Origin of the sequence: Serratia sp. C2(1) (genome assembly GCF_036352655.1) — a bacterium.
Taxonomy (GTDB): Bacteria; Pseudomonadota; Gammaproteobacteria; order Enterobacterales; family Enterobacteriaceae; genus Serratia; species Serratia inhibens.
On the sequence record NZ_JAZFBA010000002.1, the window covers coordinates 83,813 to 101,716 of the forward strand.

Genomic DNA, 17,904 nt, shown 5'->3' on the forward strand with positions numbered 1-17,904 from the left:
CGATGCGAATAATTGTCTACGGCAGTTTACGACGCAAACAGGGAAACAGCCATTGGATGACCAACGCCCAATGGTTAGGCGAGCATGAGCTCGAAGGCTATCAGATTTATAATCTGGGCCATTACCCGGCGGCGATCCCTGGAGAGGGCACGGTACATTGTGAGGTGTACCGTATTAACTCATCGATTCTGGCAGAGCTGGACGAACTGAAAAGCAACACCAAGGACTATAAGCGCGAGCTGATTCAGACGCCTTATGGGAGTGCGTGGATCTACCTGTATAAACACAGTGTGGACGGTTACCCGCGGATTAACAGCGGCGACTGGTTGAAGCGTCTCGACGAAAAGTAATAAAAAAAACACCGCTCACTGAGCGGTGTTTTTTCATCGAACGGCGGCAAGAATTACTTCTTGGCAGCGCGTTCGAAAGAAGCAACGATTTCAGCTTTGGCAGCGGCAGCGTCTGCCCAGCCTTCCACTTTCACCCATTTGCCTTTTTCCAGATCTTTGTAATGCTCGAAGAAATGAGCGATCTGGGCACGCAGCAGTTCTGGCAGGTCGTTCACATCTTTGATGTGATCGTACTCTTTGGTCAGCTTGCTGTGCGGAACGGCAACCAGTTTCGCATCTTCACCGGCTTCGTCGGACATCTTCAGCACGCCTACCGGGCGGCAACGGATCACAGAACCCGGCTGCAGCGGATACGGGGTCGGTACCAGCACGTCAACCGGGTCACCGTCCAGAGACAGGGTGTGGTTGATGTAACCGTAGTTGCACGGATAGAACATCGCGGTAGACATGAAACGGTCAACGAACAGCGCTCCGGTGTCCTTGTCGATTTCATATTTGATCGGATCGGCGTTAGCCGGGATTTCGATAACAACGTAGATGTCTTCCGGCAGGTCTTTGCCAGCTGGGACCAGATTCAAGCTCATGTCGGTTTCCTTTAATCAAACCAGAAATGGAGTGGCGGCTATTATAGCGGACTCTTTTGCGATTTCCTGTCCTTTTCATCACCGACGCCCCACCGGGGAGCCATCCGCCGCATTTCCAGATTAATCCTCCAACGAGGTTAAGTTTTTCCCGCCGTTGCCGATAACTTCATCAAATAATAATGAGCCGGCGAAACCTGGCTCCGCGTTTTACCTCCCCTACGTTTGATCTCACTATTTCTGAAGCCGGGAAGAACTCATGCTAAAAAAGATTACGGTGAAGGCCGGGCTGATTGCCCTGCTTAGCCTGACGACGCTGTTGCTGATTATGGTCAGCACGATCGGCGTCAACGCGATTAATGAAGGGTCGCGCTCGCTACATACACTGAACCAGATCCTGGGGGAGGAGCTGGGATCGTTGGCCAGCAGTTCCAACCTGACGCTGCGCGCCAGAACCGCCGCTTCGCTGGCGGTGCGCCAACGGGAAATCGGCCAGATTGAGGTTTCCGATGCCACAGTAGGCCGTATCTATAATTACCTTGAGCAGTCGAAGCACGAAATGGCGCGCTTTGTCAGCGTCGGTACCGTCACCGAACGTGGCCGTGAGCTCTCTACCCGTTTGCAGAACAGCTACCGGGCCTATCTCGAACAGGGGGTCAGGCCAATGGCCGACGCCATCAAGGCCGGCAAGGTCGATGACTATTACGACATTCAGGAAACCCGGATTTCGGCCCTGAGCATCGCCTTCGAAAAAGACCTCAGCGATTTCCGCAGCTTTGCCATGCAGGTGGGGCAACAGCGGGTGGATGAGGCGGAAAATAACGCCAGCACCAAAATCACCCTGATCGTGGTTGCAGGCTTGCTCAGCGTGCTGCTGGCAGTACTGGCCTGGTTTGCGCTGCGGATGATTATCCTGCGCCCTCTCAATGAGTCTATCGCCCAACTGGAATATATCGCCGGCGGCGACCTGACGCACCGAATTACCGGCGAAGGGGATACCGAGATGGGCCGTTTGATCCGCGCGATGCAACGAATGCAACGGGCGCTGGTCGGCTCGGTCAGCAAGGTGCGCGATGCCAGCAGCCAGATTGATACCGGTTCACGTGAGCTGGCGGCCGGTAACCTGCATCTGGCGCAGCGCACCGAAGAGTCTGCCGCCTCGCTGGAAGAAACCGCGGCCAGCATGGAACAGCTGACCTCGACGGTGAAAATGAACGCCGAGAATTGCGAGCAGGCTAACCAGCTGGCGCTGAGCGTATCCGATATCGCCAACCAAGGCAGTGAGGTGGTCAGCCAGGTGATGGACAAGATGCAGGCGATTACCGACAGTTCACGGCGCATCGCCGATATCATCAGCGTGATGGACGGTATCGCCTTCCAGACTAATATTCTGGCGTTGAATGCGGCGGTCGAAGCGGCCCGTGCCGGTGAACAGGGACGCGGTTTCGCCGTGGTGGCCGGTGAGGTGCGCAGCCTGGCACAGCGCAGTGCGCAGTCGGCGAAAGAGATCAAAGGGTTGATCGAAGCGTCGCAGAATCGGGTGCAGGAAGGTGAGCAGATGGCGGAATCTGCGGCGAAAACCATGAACGGCATTACCGGTGAAGTGGGCCGCGTAACGGCGCTGATGCGGGAAATTTCGGCGGCTACCCGGGAACAAAGCAGCGGTATCGAGCAGGTGAACCTGGCGGTGGCCCAGATGGATCAGGTTGCGCAACAAAATGCTGCGTTGGTCGAAGAGTCTGCGGCGGCGACGCGTTCGCTGGAGGATCAGGCTCAGTTGCTGGCGCAGAGCATGGCGGCGTTCAAATTATGATGGATGACAGGAGGCGGCAAGCCGCCTCCTGTAGAGAGGCTTTATTCGTCCGGGTTTTCGGCGATAAAGCGCTCGGCGTCTTCAACCATGGATTTGGTACCGACGAAGAACGGCGCACGCTGGTGCAGTTTCACCGGGGTAATGTCCAGGATACGGTTTTTACCGTCGCTGGCTTTTCCGCCGGCCTGTTCCGCCAGAAACGCCATCGGGTTGCATTCGTACAGCAGGCGCAGCTTGCCTTGCGGGTGGCTGGCGGTGCTTGGGTAAATGTAGATGCCGCCTTTCAGCAGGTTGCGATGGAAGTCGGCAACCAGTGAACCAATGTAGCGTGAGGTGTAAGGGCGCTGCGTCGCTTCGTCCTGCTCCTGGCAATACTTGATGTATTTCTTCACGCCGCGAGGAAACTTGATGTAGTTGCCTTCGTTGATGGAATACATGTTGCCGGTGGCCGGGTAACGCACTTTCTCATGGGAGAGGCAGAACACGCCCAGAGACGGATCGTAAGTAAAGGCATGCACGCCATAACCGGTGGTGTAAACCAGCATGGTAGAGGAACCGTAAACTACGTAGCCGGCTGCAACCTGAGCGCTGCCCGGCTGCAGGAAATCTTCTTCGGTCACGGGAGTGCCGACCGGGGTGATGCGACGATAGATAGAGAAAATAGTACCGACCGAGACGTTGACATCAATGTTGGACGAACCGTCCAACGGATCCATCAACACCACATACTTGCCATTTTCAGCCCGCTCGCCATCGAAAATCACGATTTCATCTTCTTCTTCAGAAGCGATACCTGCAACTTCACCGCGCGCTTTCAACGCAGCTTTCAGCTTTTCGTTGGCGAACAGGTCCAGTTTCATCTGGACTTCACCCTGTACGTTGGAAATGCCGCTGGTACCGAGGATATCAACCAGACCCGCTTTATTGATGTCGCGGTGGATGATTTTGGCGCCCAGTTTAATTGCAGAAAGTAACGCTGTCAGCTCGCCGGTGGCGTGAGAGAAGTCGTGCTGTTTCTCGACGATAAATTCGCCTAACGTTTTCATGACACAATCCCTGAATCTACGGATGGGTAGCGGTTTGTTAACAAACCGCCAACGTATTCGCGAGCAGTGTAGCCCAAAGATGAGCGCTATTCATAGGCAAATCCATTTCTTCTGGACGATTCTGAGCGGTAGAATAAGGCAACATTCGACGTACTCAATTGAGAAAACTATGCGCATTCACATTCTTGGGATCTGTGGCACCTTTATGGGCGGGCTGGCGGTACTGGCTCGTTCGTTGGGACATGAGGTGACCGGCTCTGACGCTAATGTCTATCCGCCGATGAGCACGCTGTTGGAGAAAGAGGGGATCGATCTGATCCAGGGCTACGATCCGGCTCAGTTGGATCCCGCACCGGATCTGGTGATCATCGGCAACGCCATGACGCGCGGTAACCCGTGCGTGGAAGCGGTGCTGGAGCAAGGCATCCCTTACGTTTCCGGCCCGCAGTGGCTGCACGACTATGTACTGCGCGATCGCTGGGTGCTGGCGGTGGCCGGGACCCACGGTAAAACCACCACGGCCGGCATGGCAACCTGGATCCTGGAAGCCTGCGGTTATCAGCCCGGCTTTGTCATCGGCGGCGTGCCGGGGAACTTCGACGTTTCCGCGCGCTTGGGCGGCAGCCCGTTCTTTGTGATCGAAGCCGATGAATACGACTGCGCATTCTTCGACAAGCGCTCCAAGTTTGTTCATTACAGCCCGCGTACGCTGATCATGAACAATCTGGAGTTTGATCATGCCGACATCTTCGACGATCTGAAAGCGATCCAGAAGCAGTTCCATCATCTGGTGCGCCTGGTGCCGGGCAAGGGCAAGATCATTTTGCCTGACAACGACAACCACCTGAAACAGGTGATGGCGATGGGGTGCTGGAGCGAGCAGGAACTGGTTGGGGAAGAGGGGGCATGGCGGGCGCACAAGCTGACCCCGGACGCCAGCCACTATGAAGTGTTCCTCAACGGCGACAAGGTTGGCGAGGTGAAATGGGCGCTGGTGGGCGAGCACAACATGCATAATGGCCTGATGGCCATTGCCGCAACGCGTCACGTTGGCGTGCAGCCTGCAGACGCCTGCGCCGCGCTGGGCGATTTCATCAATGCCCGCCGCCGCCTGGAACTGCGCGGCGAAGCCAACGGCGTCACGGTGTACGACGATTTTGCGCATCACCCAACGGCGATCCTGGCGACGCTGGCCGCGCTGCGTGGCAAAGTGGGGGGCACCGCCCGCATTCTGGCAGTGCTTGAGCCACGTTCCAACACCATGAAAATGGGCATCAGCAAGAACGATTTGGCACCATCGCTTGGCCGCGCCGATGAGGTCTTCCTGTTCCAGCCACACCATATTCCCTGGCAGGTGGCTGAAGTGGCCGAGGCTTGCGTGCAGCCGGCCCACTGGAGCGCCGATCTCGGCACCTTGGTGGATATGATAGTGAAAACCGCTCAGCCGGGTGACCATATCCTGGTGATGAGTAACGGCGGATTTGGCGGGATCCACGATCGGCTGCTGGAGGCATTGGCCAATAAGCCAGAGCCGAAAGTAACCTACTGATCGACAATAACAATTCGATGAAGGGCCCTAGCGGCCCTTTTTTTCGCCCATAAAAAAGCCCTCGCGAGCGAGGGCAACGGGGTTCGTCGGATAGGACGACGATAATCTTCAGAGAATTCGCGTTTACGACAGAACTCGGCAGTGGCAGTGACGAGGGTAATCAGTTCGGCAATCGCGTTCTCTGAATTGTTATTTGTAGATTTCGGCAGTCGCGTGCCAGTTGCCGTTTTCGTAGGCTTCGATCACGCGGTACGCTTTAGCGCCTTGTTTATCGGCTTTGTCGGACAGCGCCTGACGAATATCCGAAGGTGCACCTGTGACGCCACTGGCGGTAATGGTGCCGACAGACTGAAGATCCGCGGCCTGGTCATTGGTGATCAACGTAGCGGCTGAAGCGCCGAACGAAAGGGCTGACATCAGGCTAATTGCCGCGAGGGTAGCTTTCATGTTCATGATCGTGTGTCCTGTAGCGATAACAGCCAGGAAGGGCTTTACAGCGTTTATTATTCTTGAAAGCTGTTATCGGCAATGCTGGTTTCCAGAGAGGAATTGCCCGTTGCCGGGTAATGCCGGGGTCTTATTTATAAATTTCAGCCGTGGCGTGGTAGTTGCCTTCATTGCGCGCTTCGATCACACGGTAAGCGGTCGCGCCACGGGCATCGGCTTTTTCAGACAGCGCCTGACGGATATCTGAAGGGGCACCGGCTACGCCGCTGACGGTAATGGTGCCTGCGGACTGCAGTTTGGCTGCTTGATCTGCATCAACGGATTGTGCTGCAAATGCGCCAAAGGAAAGCACAGACAGGAGGCTGAGAGTTGCAACTGTAGCTTTAATTTTCATGATTTCACCTTATCGTATTCTTTTATCAGTTCCAATGAACTGTGATTTACGTCACGGAAATGAGTATACATCTAGTAACTCTAAAAATTAATAGTTCGCTAACAGTTTCTTGTGAAACTTTATTATGATGATTCTTATCTTTAATAACCTTATGGAATAAAAATCGCTCATAAAACGATCTTTCGATGTTAAATTTATGTAATTTCAATCAGGTAAGCGTTTTTGACCAAACGTGCGGAAGAATGCAGTAGCTATCACTAGCTATGTATAAATGTCATTGGAATGTGCTTTAGCAAAGCGGAAATCAGGTTTTAAACGTGGCAGGGTGAAGGAAAAGGTAAGGCAGAGTTAAAGAAGCGCTAACAAAACACGACCGTCAGCCGCATTTTGTTAGCGTGGTGCATCATAGCTCTTGTTCGAATAACGACAGGATGGCTTCGTACAACTGGCGAGCGGTAAAGCTGCTGGCCGGGGTAATAAAAATGGTGTCGTCACCGGCGATGGTGCCGAGAATGCCCTCGGATTTGCCCAGCGAATCCAGCAGGCGGGCAATCAGTTGCGCGGCACCGGGGCTGGTATGAATCACCACTACGGCATCGTTATGGTCGACATCCAGCACCAGATTCTTCAGCGGGCTGGTGGTGGTCGGTACGCCGAGTTCGGCCGGAAGGCAATACACCATTTCCATTTTGGCATTGCGGGTACGCACCGCGCCGAACTTGGTCAGCATGCGCGATACTTTGGATTGGTTGATGTTTTCGAAGCCTTCTTCTTGCAGCGCCAAAACGATCTCGCCTTGAGAACTGAATTTTTCTTCTTTCAATAACGCTTTAAACGCTTTGATCAGATCTTCCTGCTTTGCGGGATTACGCATTTTGCACCGTGGAATGTTGACAATAGAAGTGATTATTATGCATATAAATGAATTTTTATGCAATAAAAGGACGCCCGAAAAAAACAATAATGCCCGGACAATGAGGAAAGGGCGGCATTTTAACAAAATCCGTACCCCATGAATATGCCCTTTCAGTGACCGAAAAAGCGGCCCGCGGCGGTAAAGAAAATGTTATTAAAATGATGTTGTTCTGATGTTATGTAAGGGTGTAATGTAACCGCCGGTTAACTTGCTTGTGAATAACCTCGCACTATTTTTGATTAATGTGCGCTATGCCCTTAATGTGTAAGCCATTTAATCTAAAATGAGCGTGGCATCGGCAGTTTTATTGCGCCAGCTCTCAAACAGACTGTTAAGAGATTGTTTTTAAAGGTGTAATAATTTAAGGTCCGTAACTAACGTATTCACGGCGCTATATATATTTAAGATAATAAAGGAGTATAGGATGAAAGTTGCAGTTCTCGGTGCTGCTGGCGGTATCGGCCAGGCCCTCGCCCTTCTACTCAAAACCCAGCTTCCTTCAGGTTCTGAACTCTCTCTCTACGACATTGCCCCCGTTACCCCAGGCGTTGCCGTCGACTTAAGCCACATCCCTACCGCAGTTAAAATCAAAGGCTTCAGCGGCGAAGACGCTACTCCAGCTTTGCACGGCGCAGACGTAGTGCTGATTTCAGCCGGCGTTGCGCGTAAACCTGGCATGGATCGTTCAGATCTGTTCAATGTCAACGCAGGTATCGTGCGTAATCTGATCCAGCAAGTGGCAACAACCTGCCCGAAAGCCTGCATCGGCATTATCACCAACCCGGTAAACACCACCGTGGCAATCGCCGCAGAAGTGCTGAAGAAAGCCGGTGTTTATGACAAAAACAAACTGTTCGGCGTGACCTCGCTGGATATCATCCGTTCCAACACCTTCGTGGCTGAGCTGAAAGGCAAACAACCGGAAGAGCTGAACGTGCCGGTTATCGGCGGGCACTCTGGCGTGACCATTCTTCCCCTGTTGTCGCAGATCCCTGGCGTGAGCTTTACCGAGCAGGAAGTGGCGGATCTGACCAAGCGTATCCAAAATGCGGGTACTGAAGTGGTTGAAGCCAAAGCCGGTGGCGGGTCCGCAACTCTGTCAATGGGCCAGGCGGCGGCACGTTTCGGCCTGTCTCTGGTGCGTGCACTGCAAGGTGAAAAAGGCGTGGTGGAATGTGCTTATGTGGAAGGCGACGGCAAATATGCCCGCTTCTTCGCACAACCGCTGGTGCTGGGCAAAAACGGCGTAGAAGAACGTAAAGACATCGGTACTCTGAGCGCGTTCGAGCAGAAAGCGTTGGAAGAGATGCTGGATGTTCTGCATAAAGATATCGAACTGGGTGAAAAGTTTATCAATAACTGATCAACCCAGAACGCATGAATATGCACAAGCCGCCGGACATCGTACCGGCGGTTTTTTTATGCCCGAATCACGACCTGATACGGGCTTTTCGATTTAGCAGATCGTTGGTTTGCGGATCGAAATAGCGGCTTGGCCAGATTTCTGCAGGATGGACATCCAGAGCTTCGGCAATCAGCCATTCCCCTTTTGGCCAGGGCCGAGATAGCGCGTTTGCCAGTGTGGATGAGCTAAGCCCTGCTTTGCGCGATACTGCTGCCAGTGTCGTTCCTTTCTTACGTAAAGCCGCAATGATATCCGCCGGATGCCAGTCCTTGTTCCTAGAATTCATGTTTGCATTCCCTTTTTTGATTAGCGAAAGTTCTGTTAGTGGTATAACTAACAGGTCAAGATTAATCGTTTGAACAACATGAAACGCTTATACGGAAATTAGGATACCACTAAATTTCCATAAAAATATCTCATTAATTTCCAAAAAACGCCGTTGCACATTTTCCCCAGAGATCATGGCTATGAAAAAAGAGTGGTTTGCCGCCAAGGAACTTACAGGCATTGCAGGATTACCCGCTTCACCACAGGGAATAAATTTGATGGCGCGTCGCGATGGCTGGATCAGTCGCAGGCGTAAAGGCGTGCAGGGAAAGGCGCTGGAATATCATATTGACAGCTTACCGTCAGGTACGCGCAATTTGCTGATACTAAAAGAAGATCCGGCAATTTATGACAGTGAACGCAAGGATCCTCTGGCGGTGTGGATTGAATATTACTATCACCTGACGGAAACCGAGCGTGAGAAAGTGTTGGCGTTCCTGATGCGTGAAGGCATAGGCAGCCTGCTGGCGCGTATCTCGGCGGGGAAATAAACAGACCTGCGGTCGCAGGTCTGTAGAAACTACCAAGGGGTTTTGTTTCTCAAAAATCCCGCTGAACCGCAAGGTGCGCTAATCCTTCCAGCGCGGAGCGATGAGGGGATTCCGGCAGAACCTGCAGTGCGGCAATCGCCTTATCGGCTTCTTCTTCGGCGCGTTGGCGGGTATATTCAAGTGAGCCGCACTGTTGCATGGCTTGTAAAACCGGCTCTAACAGATGACGGCCGCTGCCTTGCTCAATGGCTTCGCGGATCATGGCCGTTTGCGCGCTGTTGCCATTACGCATGGCGTGCAGCAAGGGCAGCGTGGGCTTCCCTTCGTTCAGGTCGTCACCGGTATTTTTACCCAGGGTGCTGCCGTCGGCGCTGTAATCGAGCAGATCGTCGATCAACTGGAATGCGGTGCCGAGATAGCGGCCGTAATCCTGCAGCGCTTTTTCTTCTGCTTCGCTGGCCTCGGAAAGGATCGCTGACGATTGCGCTGCCGCTTCAAAAAGACGCGCGGTTTTGCTGTAGATCACCCGCATATAACTTTCTTCGGTGATGTCCGGATCGTTCACGTTCATTAACTGCAGCACTTCACCTTCGGCAATGACGTTGACGGCTTCGGACATCAGCGCCAGCACGCGCAGTGACTCCAGGCTGGTCATCATCTGGAAAGCGCGGGTATAAATGAAGTCGCCCACCAGCACGCTGGCGGCATTGCCGAACGCGGCATTGGCGGTGGCCTTGCCGCGGCGCATGTCGGATTCATCCACCACGTCATCATGCAACAGGGTAGCGGTATGAATGAATTCGATCAGCGCAGCGACGGTAATGTGCTTATCACCCTGATAGTGCAATGCCCGTGCCGCCAGAACGGCGATCATCGGACGGATGCGCTTACCGCCACCGCTGATAATGTAATAGCCAAGCTGATTGATGAGTGTGACATCGGAATTCAGCTGTTCGAGAATTGTTGCGTTCACGGCCGCCATATCTTGCGCGGTTAACTCGGTAATTTGCTCTAGGTTCATTGTATTTTTTTCAGCTGTGTTTCTCTTCACCGCGTTGAGATCGCTGCTCACATCGGTACATGGCGGTAACTGTCCCCCTGATTGTACTTGAAAAACGGCTCAGATAAACGCCATGAAAGAAACTGTGCTTTTTTTCTTCTTTTTTCTGCTTCTGGTCTTATTCTGCTCTTGTCATATGCGGGATTATTGCGTAGAATTCGCGCCCTATTGTGAATATTTATAGCGCGCTCTGTACTAAATAGTTGGGCACGCGGAAAGCGGAGTTTTATATGTACGCGGTTTTCCAAAGTGGTGGTAAACAACACCGAGTAAGCGAAGGTCAGACCGTTCGCTTGGAAAAGCTGGACATCGCAACTGGTGAAGCGGTTGAGTTTGACCAGATTCTGATGATTGCTAATGGCGAAGATATCAAAATCGGCGTTCCTTTCGTCGATGGCGGTAAGATCAAAGCTGAAGTCGTTGCTCACGGTCGTGGCGAGAAAATTAAAATTGTTAAGTTTCGTCGTCGTAAGCACCACCGTAAGCAGCAGGGCCACCGTCAGTGGTTCACTGACGTTAAAATCACCGGCATCAGCGCTTAAGTTAGGAGAGCGGATTAATGGCACACAAAAAGGCTGGCGGCTCGACTCGTAACGGTCGCGATTCAGAAGCTAAACGTCTGGGCGTAAAACGCTTTGGCGGCGAAGCAGTACTGGCAGGCAGCATCATCGTTCGTCAGCGCGGCACCAAATTCCACGCTGGTACCAACGTGGGTTGCGGCAAAGACCACACTCTGTTTGCTTTGAAAGACGGTAAAGTCAAGTTCGAAGTTAAAGGCCCGAGCAATCGTAAATTCATCAGCATCGAAGCTGAATAATTTTTCGAGCCTTACTAAATAGATGTAAGCCCCGCAATTCGTTGCGGGGCTTTTTACATTTATGGGCTGCTTATGCATCGGCTCATCAGCGCTGGCAAAGGTAAGATGGAAACGAAACAGCAGGTCGGAATTGGCATTTCTCTGGCGGTGACCACGGCGATTTGCTGGGGTGCGTTGCCGATTGCGATGAAAGAAGTGCTGGTCGTGATGGATCCGTTTACCATCGTTTGGTATCGATTTACCCTTGCTGCACTCGGCCTGGGGAGCATTTTGGCGATACGCGGCAGACTGCCCCCGGTGGAAATGTTCCGTCAGCCGCGCTGGCTGTTAATTTTGGCAATTGCCACTGCGGGCCTGCTGGGGAACTTTATCTTCTTCAGCTCTTCATTGCAGTACCTCAGCCCGACGGCGTCGCAAGTGATCGGCCAACTGTCGCCGGTCGGTATGATGTTTGCCAGCGTGCTGATTTTAAAAGAACGCATGCGCATCACTCAGGTGATAGGCGCACTGATGTTGATCTGTGGGCTAATGCTGTTTTTCAATGTCAGCCTGATTGAAATCTTTACCCGCCTGACGGATTACACCCTTGGGGTACTGCTGGGCGTCTGTGCGGCGGCGGTTTGGGTGACTTATGGCGTTGCGCAGAAAGTGTTGTTGCGCCGATTGGCTTCACCGCAGATCCTGGTAATGTTGTACACTTTATGTGCAGTGGCGCTGTTCCCTCTGGCCCGGCCAGAGATGATTTCCCAACTCAGTGGCTGGCAATTGGCTTGTCTGCTGTTTTGTGGCGCTAACACCTTGATTGGCTATGGTGCACTGGCGGAAGCCATGGCGCGCTGGCAGGCAGCGCAGGTGAGTGCGTTAGTTACGCTGACACCGCTGTTTACCCTGCTGTTTTCAGATTTATTGGCGCTGGCTTGGCCACAGGCATTCGCCGCCCCGGCATTGAATGTCGTCGGCTATATCGGTGCTTTCGTGGTGGTAGCGGGCGCCATGTTTTCCGCAATTGGTCACCGCTGGTGGCCACGACGCGCAGAAACCAACCTGGTTGCTCCTTTAAAGCAGCCCGGTGAATGATTTACGGAGACGGTAAATGAAGTTTGTAGATGAAGCAGCGATTTTGGTCGTTGCAGGTGACGGTGGTAATGGTTGTGTCAGTTTCCGCCGCGAAAAGTATATCCCGAACGGTGGGCCGGATGGCGGCGATGGCGGCGATGGCGGGGACGTCTACCTGCTGGCGGACGAAAACCTCAATACCTTGATTGATTACCGCTTTGAGAAATCTTTCCGCGCCGAACGCGGCCAGAACGGCCAAAGCCGCGACTGTACAGGTAAACGTGGCAAAGACATTATCGTCAAGGTACCGGTCGGTACTCGCGTGCAGGATCAGGGCACCGGCGAGATCCTCGGTGACATGACTCGCCACGGCCAACAACTGATGGTCGCTAAGGGCGGTTGGCACGGTCTGGGTAACACCCGTTTCAAATCTTCGGTTAACCGCGCACCGCGTCAGAAGACGCTGGGTACTGCCGGTGAGGCCCGTGACATCTTGCTGGAGTTGCTGCTGCTGGCCGATGTCGGCATGCTTGGCCTGCCGAATGCCGGCAAGTCGACCTTCATCCGCGCGGTATCCGCAGCCAAGCCAAAGGTTGCCGACTATCCGTTTACCACCCTGGTGCCTAGCCTGGGTGTGGTGCGAATGGATCACGAGCAGAGCTTTGTGGTGGCCGATATTCCGGGGTTGATTGAAGGTGCATCCGACGGTGCTGGCTTGGGTATCCGTTTTCTGAAGCATCTGGAGCGTTGCCGCGTGCTGTTGCACCTGGTGGATATCGCCCCGATCGACGAATCCAATCCGGTAGAAAATGCCAAAATCATCATCAACGAGCTGAACCAATACAGCGAAAATCTGGCGCAGAAGCCACGCTGGCTGGTGTTCAACAAAGTTGACTTGGTAGGTGCGGAAGAAGCGGCCGAACGTGCCAAGGCAATCGCAGAGGGCATGGGCTGGGAAGGTAAGTATTACATGATCTCCGCCGCCAACCGCGAAGGCGTCAATGCGCTGTGCTGGGACGTGATGAACTTTATCAACACCCAACCGAAAGCCATGGCGATCGAAGAAAGCGCACCTGAGAAAGTCGAGTTCATGTGGGACGATTACCACCGTGAACAGATCGCGGAAGTGGAAGCCGAAGCGGATGACGATTGGGATGACGACTGGGACGAAGATGACGACGAAGGCGTCGAAATCATTTACCAGAAATAATCTTGCGAAAAGAGGGGCTCAGTTGACAAAGCTGGGCCCTTTTTTTATCGGCGTTATTTGTTCAGCACGCTTTCAGGCAGCCAGCATTGGGCATTCAGCCCGCTGGCATCCTGGCGATTCTCCAGCGTCAGGCGACCCTGATGCAGTTGCACGATACGGGTCACGATATTCAGCCCCAGTCCGCTGCCGCCATAACGTTGATCCATACGACGGAACGCCTGGGTAAGTTCGCCTGCCATCTTCTCCTTCACGCCAGGCCCTTCATCGATCACCTGCAGCAGGTGGCCGTGCGCCTGCGGTGCAAGCCTGACTTGAATGAGGCTGCCTTCGGGGCTATAGCGGTGCGCATTTTCCACCAGGTTGCGTAACAACAGACGCAGCAGCACCGGGTCGCCATGAATTTTTGCCTCCGCAGGGAGTTGCCATTGCAACTTTTGATCACGCTGAGCGGCCAGTTCGTCTAGCTCTTCCCGCAGTGGCTGAATCACATCGTTCACCCAATCAAAACGTTGATAGTGTCCGCTGGCAAAATCCTGCCCGGCGCGCGACAGCATCAGCAACTGTTCGACGGTGTGCATCAGTTGGTCGATGCGGGTAATCAGCGGTTTACTTTGCTCAATACCCTGTTTTTCCATGAGTTCCAGATGCAGACGGATCCCCGCTAACGGCGTGCGCAGCTCATGTGCCGCGTCGGCGGTGAACAGCCGTTCCTGCTGGATGGTGTTGTCCAGGCGTGAGAAAAGCTGATTGAGTGCGGTGGTGACCGCTTTCATTTCCAGGCTGTCACTGTTAAGGGGGAGCGGGGTCAGGTTATCGGCGGAACGTTTCTCCAGCCGTTGTTGCAGTTGATTGAGCGGGCGGATAATCCAGCTAATGGCCCAGAAAGAGGCGAGCAGCGTGACAATCATCATGATCAGTGAAGGGGCGAGCAGCGAGGCTATCGCTTCGGCGATTTCGGTGTCGACACGTTCGGTGCGAATCTTGGCCGATAGCGTTTCATCCACCAGAAAACTGATTTGCTCCTGGCTTTCATGCCACAACCAAAAGGCGCTGATAAGCTGGGTGACCAGGAGGATCAGCGCCAGCATCAACAACAGACGACGGCGCATGCTGATCATGATGTAGATTCCAGGCGGTACCCGATGCCGCGGACGGTGCGGATGCGATCCTTGCCCAATTTGCGGCGCAGATTATGGATATGCACTTCCAGCGTGTTGGAGCCTAAATCGTCCTGCCAGGTGTAAAGATCCTGCTGCAACAGTTCACGATTGACCGTTTGCCCGGCGCGCATCATCAGGCGAGACAGGATGGCGAATTCTTTTGGCGTGACTTCAACCGGCTGCTGGTTAACGTATACCTGCTGGCTGGAGAGATTGAGCTGGAGATCGTCCAACTGCATCAGGTTGTCGCTGTGGCCCTGATAACGGCGGATTAGGGCGCGCACCCGCGCCTGCAGCTCAACCAGCGCGAAGGGTTTCACCAGATAGTCATCAGCGCCGGCGTCCAGCCCGTCGACACGGTCTTCCAGTGCATCGCGGGCGGTGAGGATCAGCACCGGCAAATCGACTTGCTGGCGGCGCCATTGCCGCAGCAGGCTGGCGCCGTCCTGGTCGGGTAGACCGAGATCGAGGATGATCATGCTGTACTGGCTGGTAATGAGCAGCGTATTGGCTTGCGCCGCCGTGGCCGCGCAGTCGCAGGCATAACCTTCGCTGGCCAATGCCAGCGCCAGCCCTTGCTGCAACAGCTCATCGTCTTCAACAATCAGCAGTTTCATCCCGACCCTCAGTTATTTTGATAAATATCCCTATACAAGCGGCTTTCGAAACGCACCAAAGGAGCGCGGCGCTGTTTCTGATCTTCCGGTGGTACGGCATAACCCGACAGGTACTGTACGAACGCAAAACGTTGGCCGCTGGCGGTGGTGATAAAGCCCGCCAGGTTATACACGCCCTGCAGTGCGCCGGTTTTGGCGGAAACCTTGCCATCGACGCCGGCTTCGTGCAGCCCGCCACGGTAGCGCAGGGTGCCGTCGTAGCCGGACAGCGGCAGCATCGAAATAAAGTTCAGTTCGCTGTCATGCTGCGCAATATACTGCAACGCCTGCATCATGGTCGCCGGGGCCAGCAGGTTATGGCGGGAGAGGCCAGAGCCGTCCACCACTATACTGTTGCCCAGATCAACCCCGGCCTTCTGACGCAGTACTTGACGTACGGCATCTGCGCCGGCGCGCCAGGTACCCGGAACGCCGAAACGTTCATGGCCGATGGTGCGAAACACGGTATCGGCGATCATGTTGTCCGATTTCTTCAGCATGATCTTCAGCAGCTCATGCAGCGGCGCCGATTGCGTTTGCGCAATCACCGTGCCGGCCAGGCCAGGCTGAGTCTGGCGTTTCAGATGGCCATCTATCTGGATGCCGGCTTGCGTCAGTTCATCTTTCAAGATAGCGCCGGCATAGCTTGCGCCATCCTGAATGGCGAAGGCCAGCGGCAGCGGATCGCTGCGTTGGGTCAGACAGCCAGTCAGGGTAAAGCGGTTCAATTCGCCCGGCACCACATCCAGCTCACAGTATTGGGCGTCCGCAGAGCCTCTCGCCAGCGTTCGCACCTGGCTGAACATATTGACCGGGTAATAAGAGGCCACGCGAATAAAGGCCATGTCACCCGGGTTTGGCGCACTGTACAGCGATACCGAGAAGCAGTTGCGATCGACAATCGCCGCTGCCGGCGGTGCGCTGAAGCACTGCGTCAGATCGTTCCACGGCCAGCCAGGGGCTTTGTCGTGGCTGGCGAATACCGACGTGTCGACCAGCACGTCGCCGGTAATTTGGCGCACGCCCTGTTTCTTCAGGATCGCCACCATATTGCGCAGGCTCTGGCGTTTAAAGGTCGGGTCGCCGCTGAAGCGGGCGATCAGATTGCCCCGCAGCACGCCGTCGCTGATATCGCCCTGGCTTTCCAGCGTGGTGGTGAAACGATAATCGGGACCTAGCTGCAACAAGGCAGCCAGCGCCGTCAGCACCTTTTGGGTACTGGCCGGTAACGCCATTTGCTGTGAATGATAATCGATGGTCGGCGCATCGGCGCCGATCTTCTGAACGACCAGGGCAAGGTTGGCCCCATCAGGCAAATATTGTGTGTAATCTTCCACCGGGGCCGCATTTGCATTCAGAACAAATGCGCAAGCCAATGCACTGACAATTCGTGAAAAACGCATAATCTCGGGATAACAGCTGGATAACGTGCCGTCATACTACGGTGCATTCAGGGAGAAAGTAAACGATGACCCTCAAGGAACTCTACGCTAAAATGCGTATCAAAATGCAAAATCGATCCCGACTTGGGTGAATGTCCCGAGTCAGGCTTCTTTTGTTTGTCGCCTGGAGGCGGAGGGATATACATCCACCGTTTTTTCATTCGAACACGTCAGGATGACGGTTATTTGAACAGGAAAGATTTAGAGGTATTCACTATATGAAACAGATTCCGATGACCTTGTTTGGCGCTGAAAAACTGCGCGAAGAGCTTGAATATCTGAAAGGCGTGCGCCGTCCAAAAATCATTGCGGACATCGCTGACGCCCGTGAACACGGCGATTTGAAAGAAAACGCGGAGTACCATGCTGCCCGTGAACAGCAGGGTTTTTGCGAAGGACGCATTCAGGAAATTGAAGCCAAACTGTCGAACGCGCAGATAATCGACATCACCAAGATGCCAAACAATGGCCGCGTGATTTTTGGCTCCACCGTTTCGGTGATGAACCTGGATAGCGAAGAAGAAGTGACTTACCGAATCGTGGGTGACGATGAGGCCGACTTCAAGAAAAATCTGATTTCGGTAAATTCGCCCATGGCACGCGGCTTGATCGGTAAAGAGCAGGATGATGTGGTCGTCATTAAAACCCCGGGCGGCGATGTAGATTACGAGATCCTGAAGGTTGAATATCTCTGATATACGCCCGATCGTTCAGAAATTCGCCAGGGTTTTGTAAAGAAAGGAAAAAGGCCGCATGCGGCCTTTTATCTGAGTCAGGTGCATGGCACCTTTTCGTTAACTCAATGCTTATTAACGCGGTAGACTGATCTTGCGCTCTTTCGACGGGCGGTAAAGAATAAGCGTACTGCCGATGACTTGCACGTTGCAGGCACCCGTTTCACGTACGATAGCGTCGGCGATCAGGGTTTTGGTTTCGCGATCTTCAGCAGCGATTTTTACCTTGATCAGCTCATGATGCTCCAGAGCCTGTTCAATTTCAGCCAGCACCCCTTCGGTGAGACCGTTATTACCCAGCATGACAACCGGTTTTAACGGATGCGCCAAGCCTTTCAGGTGCTGTTTTTGTTTATTATTCAGATTCATTGTCTTTTTTGCTTAAGTTGGGATTGAAAACGGTACATTCTACCGCCATCTCATGTATATCACCAAATCGGTCTTCACCGG

Annotated in this window: 21 protein-coding genes; 10 read left to right on the forward strand and 11 right to left on the reverse strand. The window is 53.8% G+C overall.

From position 1 onward, the window contains the following. Positions 1–2 precede the first annotated feature (2 nt). Entirely contained in the window at positions 3–350 is a 348-nt protein-coding gene (locus tag V2S86_RS15925; RefSeq protein ID WP_006317485.1) for a gamma-glutamylcyclotransferase family protein, read from the forward strand. Between the two features lie 53 nt (positions 351–403). Here V2S86_RS15925 and ppa read toward each other — a convergent pair whose 3' ends face one another. Continuing rightward, the gene (gene ppa, locus V2S86_RS15930; protein ID WP_004952787.1) at positions 404–934 is read right to left on the reverse strand and encodes an inorganic diphosphatase; all 531 of its coding nucleotides are present in this window, start codon (positions 932–934) and stop codon (positions 404–406) included. A gap of 256 nt (positions 935–1,190) precedes the next feature. Here ppa and V2S86_RS15935 point away from each other — a divergent pair, with 256 nt between their 5' ends. Beyond that, positions 1,191–2,744: a methyl-accepting chemotaxis protein gene (locus V2S86_RS15935; RefSeq protein ID WP_330763264.1), complete on the forward strand. Its 1,554-nt coding sequence runs from the start codon at positions 1,191–1,193 to the stop codon at positions 2,742–2,744. Between the two features lie 41 nt (positions 2,745–2,785). Here V2S86_RS15935 and fbp read toward each other — a convergent pair whose 3' ends face one another. After that, entirely contained in the window at positions 2,786–3,790 is a 1,005-nt protein-coding gene (gene fbp / locus V2S86_RS15940) for a class 1 fructose-bisphosphatase (RefSeq protein ID WP_004952791.1), read from the reverse strand. Positions 3,791–3,959: 169 nt separating this feature from the next. Between fbp and mpl the strand changes: the two genes are divergently transcribed. Further along, complete coding sequence (gene mpl / locus V2S86_RS15945; protein WP_311994219.1) at positions 3,960–5,339, forward strand: UDP-N-acetylmuramate:L-alanyl-gamma-D-glutamyl-meso-diaminopimelate ligase; 1,380 nt, start codon at positions 3,960–3,962, stop codon at positions 5,337–5,339. 189 nt (positions 5,340–5,528) lie between these two features. On the opposite strand, the gene yhcN (V2S86_RS15950) is transcribed toward mpl, so the two are convergent. The 3 genes from yhcN (V2S86_RS15950) to argR all read right to left on the reverse strand — a co-directional run bounded on the left by yhcN (V2S86_RS15950) (position 5,529) and on the right by argR (position 7,054). Further along, positions 5,529–5,792: a peroxide/acid stress response protein YhcN gene (gene yhcN / locus V2S86_RS15950; protein ID WP_006317488.1), complete on the reverse strand. Its 264-nt coding sequence runs from the start codon at positions 5,790–5,792 to the stop codon at positions 5,529–5,531. A 124-nt stretch (positions 5,793–5,916) separates the two neighbouring features. Continuing rightward, positions 5,917–6,180 carry a peroxide/acid stress response protein YhcN gene (gene yhcN / locus V2S86_RS15955; RefSeq protein WP_119804623.1) on the reverse strand — a complete coding sequence of 88 codons (264 nt, stop codon included), beginning with the start codon at positions 6,178–6,180 and terminating at the stop codon, positions 5,917–5,919. Between the two features lie 403 nt (positions 6,181–6,583). Continuing rightward, positions 6,584–7,054 (reverse strand): transcriptional regulator ArgR, encoded by a 471-nt coding sequence (argR, locus tag V2S86_RS15960; protein ID WP_330763265.1) that lies wholly within the window; start codon positions 7,052–7,054, stop codon positions 6,584–6,586. Positions 7,055–7,520: 466 nt separating this feature from the next. On the opposite strand from argR, the gene mdh reads away from it, so the two are divergent. Next, entirely contained in the window at positions 7,521–8,459 is a 939-nt protein-coding gene (gene mdh, locus V2S86_RS15965; RefSeq protein ID WP_006317490.1) for a malate dehydrogenase, read from the forward strand. A 67-nt stretch (positions 8,460–8,526) separates the two neighbouring features. Here mdh and V2S86_RS15970 read toward each other — a convergent pair whose 3' ends face one another. Next, a complete protein-coding gene (locus V2S86_RS15970) occupies positions 8,527–8,787 on the reverse strand; it encodes a helix-turn-helix domain-containing protein (protein WP_006317491.1) in 261 nt (86 codons plus the stop codon). A gap of 181 nt (positions 8,788–8,968) precedes the next feature. On the opposite strand from V2S86_RS15970, the gene V2S86_RS15975 reads away from it, so the two are divergent. Further along, entirely contained in the window at positions 8,969–9,319 is a 351-nt protein-coding gene (locus V2S86_RS15975; RefSeq protein WP_330763266.1) for a DNA-binding protein, read from the forward strand. A gap of 49 nt (positions 9,320–9,368) precedes the next feature. On the opposite strand, the gene ispB is transcribed toward V2S86_RS15975, so the two are convergent. After that, positions 9,369–10,340, reverse strand: a complete 972-nt coding sequence (gene ispB, locus V2S86_RS15980; RefSeq protein ID WP_006323259.1) for an octaprenyl diphosphate synthase — start codon at positions 10,338–10,340, stop codon at positions 9,369–9,371. Between the two features lie 269 nt (positions 10,341–10,609). Between ispB and rplU the strand changes: the two genes are divergently transcribed. The 4 genes from rplU to cgtA all read left to right on the forward strand — a co-directional run bounded on the left by rplU (position 10,610) and on the right by cgtA (position 13,462). Further along, positions 10,610–10,921: a 50S ribosomal protein L21 gene (gene rplU / locus V2S86_RS15985; RefSeq protein ID WP_004933561.1), complete on the forward strand. Its 312-nt coding sequence runs from the start codon at positions 10,610–10,612 to the stop codon at positions 10,919–10,921. A gap of 17 nt (positions 10,922–10,938) precedes the next feature. Beyond that, positions 10,939–11,196, forward strand: coding sequence for a 50S ribosomal protein L27 (rpmA, locus tag V2S86_RS15990; protein WP_004933559.1), 258 nt, complete (start codon positions 10,939–10,941; stop codon positions 11,194–11,196). 105 nt (positions 11,197–11,301) lie between these two features. Then, positions 11,302–12,273: a DMT family transporter gene (locus tag V2S86_RS15995; RefSeq protein ID WP_330763267.1), complete on the forward strand. Its 972-nt coding sequence runs from the start codon at positions 11,302–11,304 to the stop codon at positions 12,271–12,273. Between the two features lie 16 nt (positions 12,274–12,289). Further along, on the forward strand, positions 12,290–13,462 hold the full coding sequence (gene cgtA, locus V2S86_RS16000; protein ID WP_311994213.1) for an Obg family GTPase CgtA: 1,173 nt from the start codon (positions 12,290–12,292) through the stop codon (positions 13,460–13,462). A 53-nt stretch (positions 13,463–13,515) separates the two neighbouring features. On the opposite strand, the gene pmrB is transcribed toward cgtA, so the two are convergent. From pmrB to dacB, 3 genes are read right to left on the reverse strand one after another with little or no spacing between them, the layout of a single operon-like run. Beyond that, positions 13,516–14,580, reverse strand: a complete 1,065-nt coding sequence (gene pmrB, locus V2S86_RS16005) for a two-component system sensor histidine kinase PmrB (RefSeq protein WP_330763268.1) — start codon at positions 14,578–14,580, stop codon at positions 13,516–13,518. Beyond that, complete coding sequence (gene pmrA, locus V2S86_RS16010; RefSeq protein ID WP_330763269.1) at positions 14,577–15,239, reverse strand: two-component system response regulator PmrA; 663 nt, start codon at positions 15,237–15,239, stop codon at positions 14,577–14,579. Before pmrA ends, pmrB begins: the two co-directional genes overlap by 4 nt. Before the next feature lie 8 nt (positions 15,240–15,247). Further along, on the reverse strand, positions 15,248–16,681 hold the full coding sequence (dacB, locus tag V2S86_RS16015) for a serine-type D-Ala-D-Ala carboxypeptidase (protein WP_004952830.1): 1,434 nt from the start codon (positions 16,679–16,681) through the stop codon (positions 15,248–15,250). 257 nt (positions 16,682–16,938) lie between these two features. On the opposite strand from dacB, the gene greA reads away from it, so the two are divergent. Next, complete coding sequence (gene greA / locus V2S86_RS16020; protein ID WP_006317498.1) at positions 16,939–17,415, forward strand: transcription elongation factor GreA; 477 nt, start codon at positions 16,939–16,941, stop codon at positions 17,413–17,415. A gap of 114 nt (positions 17,416–17,529) precedes the next feature. On the opposite strand, the gene yhbY is transcribed toward greA, so the two are convergent. After that, complete coding sequence (yhbY, locus tag V2S86_RS16025; protein WP_004933536.1) at positions 17,530–17,823, reverse strand: ribosome assembly RNA-binding protein YhbY; 294 nt, start codon at positions 17,821–17,823, stop codon at positions 17,530–17,532. Positions 17,824–17,904 lie beyond the last annotated feature (81 nt).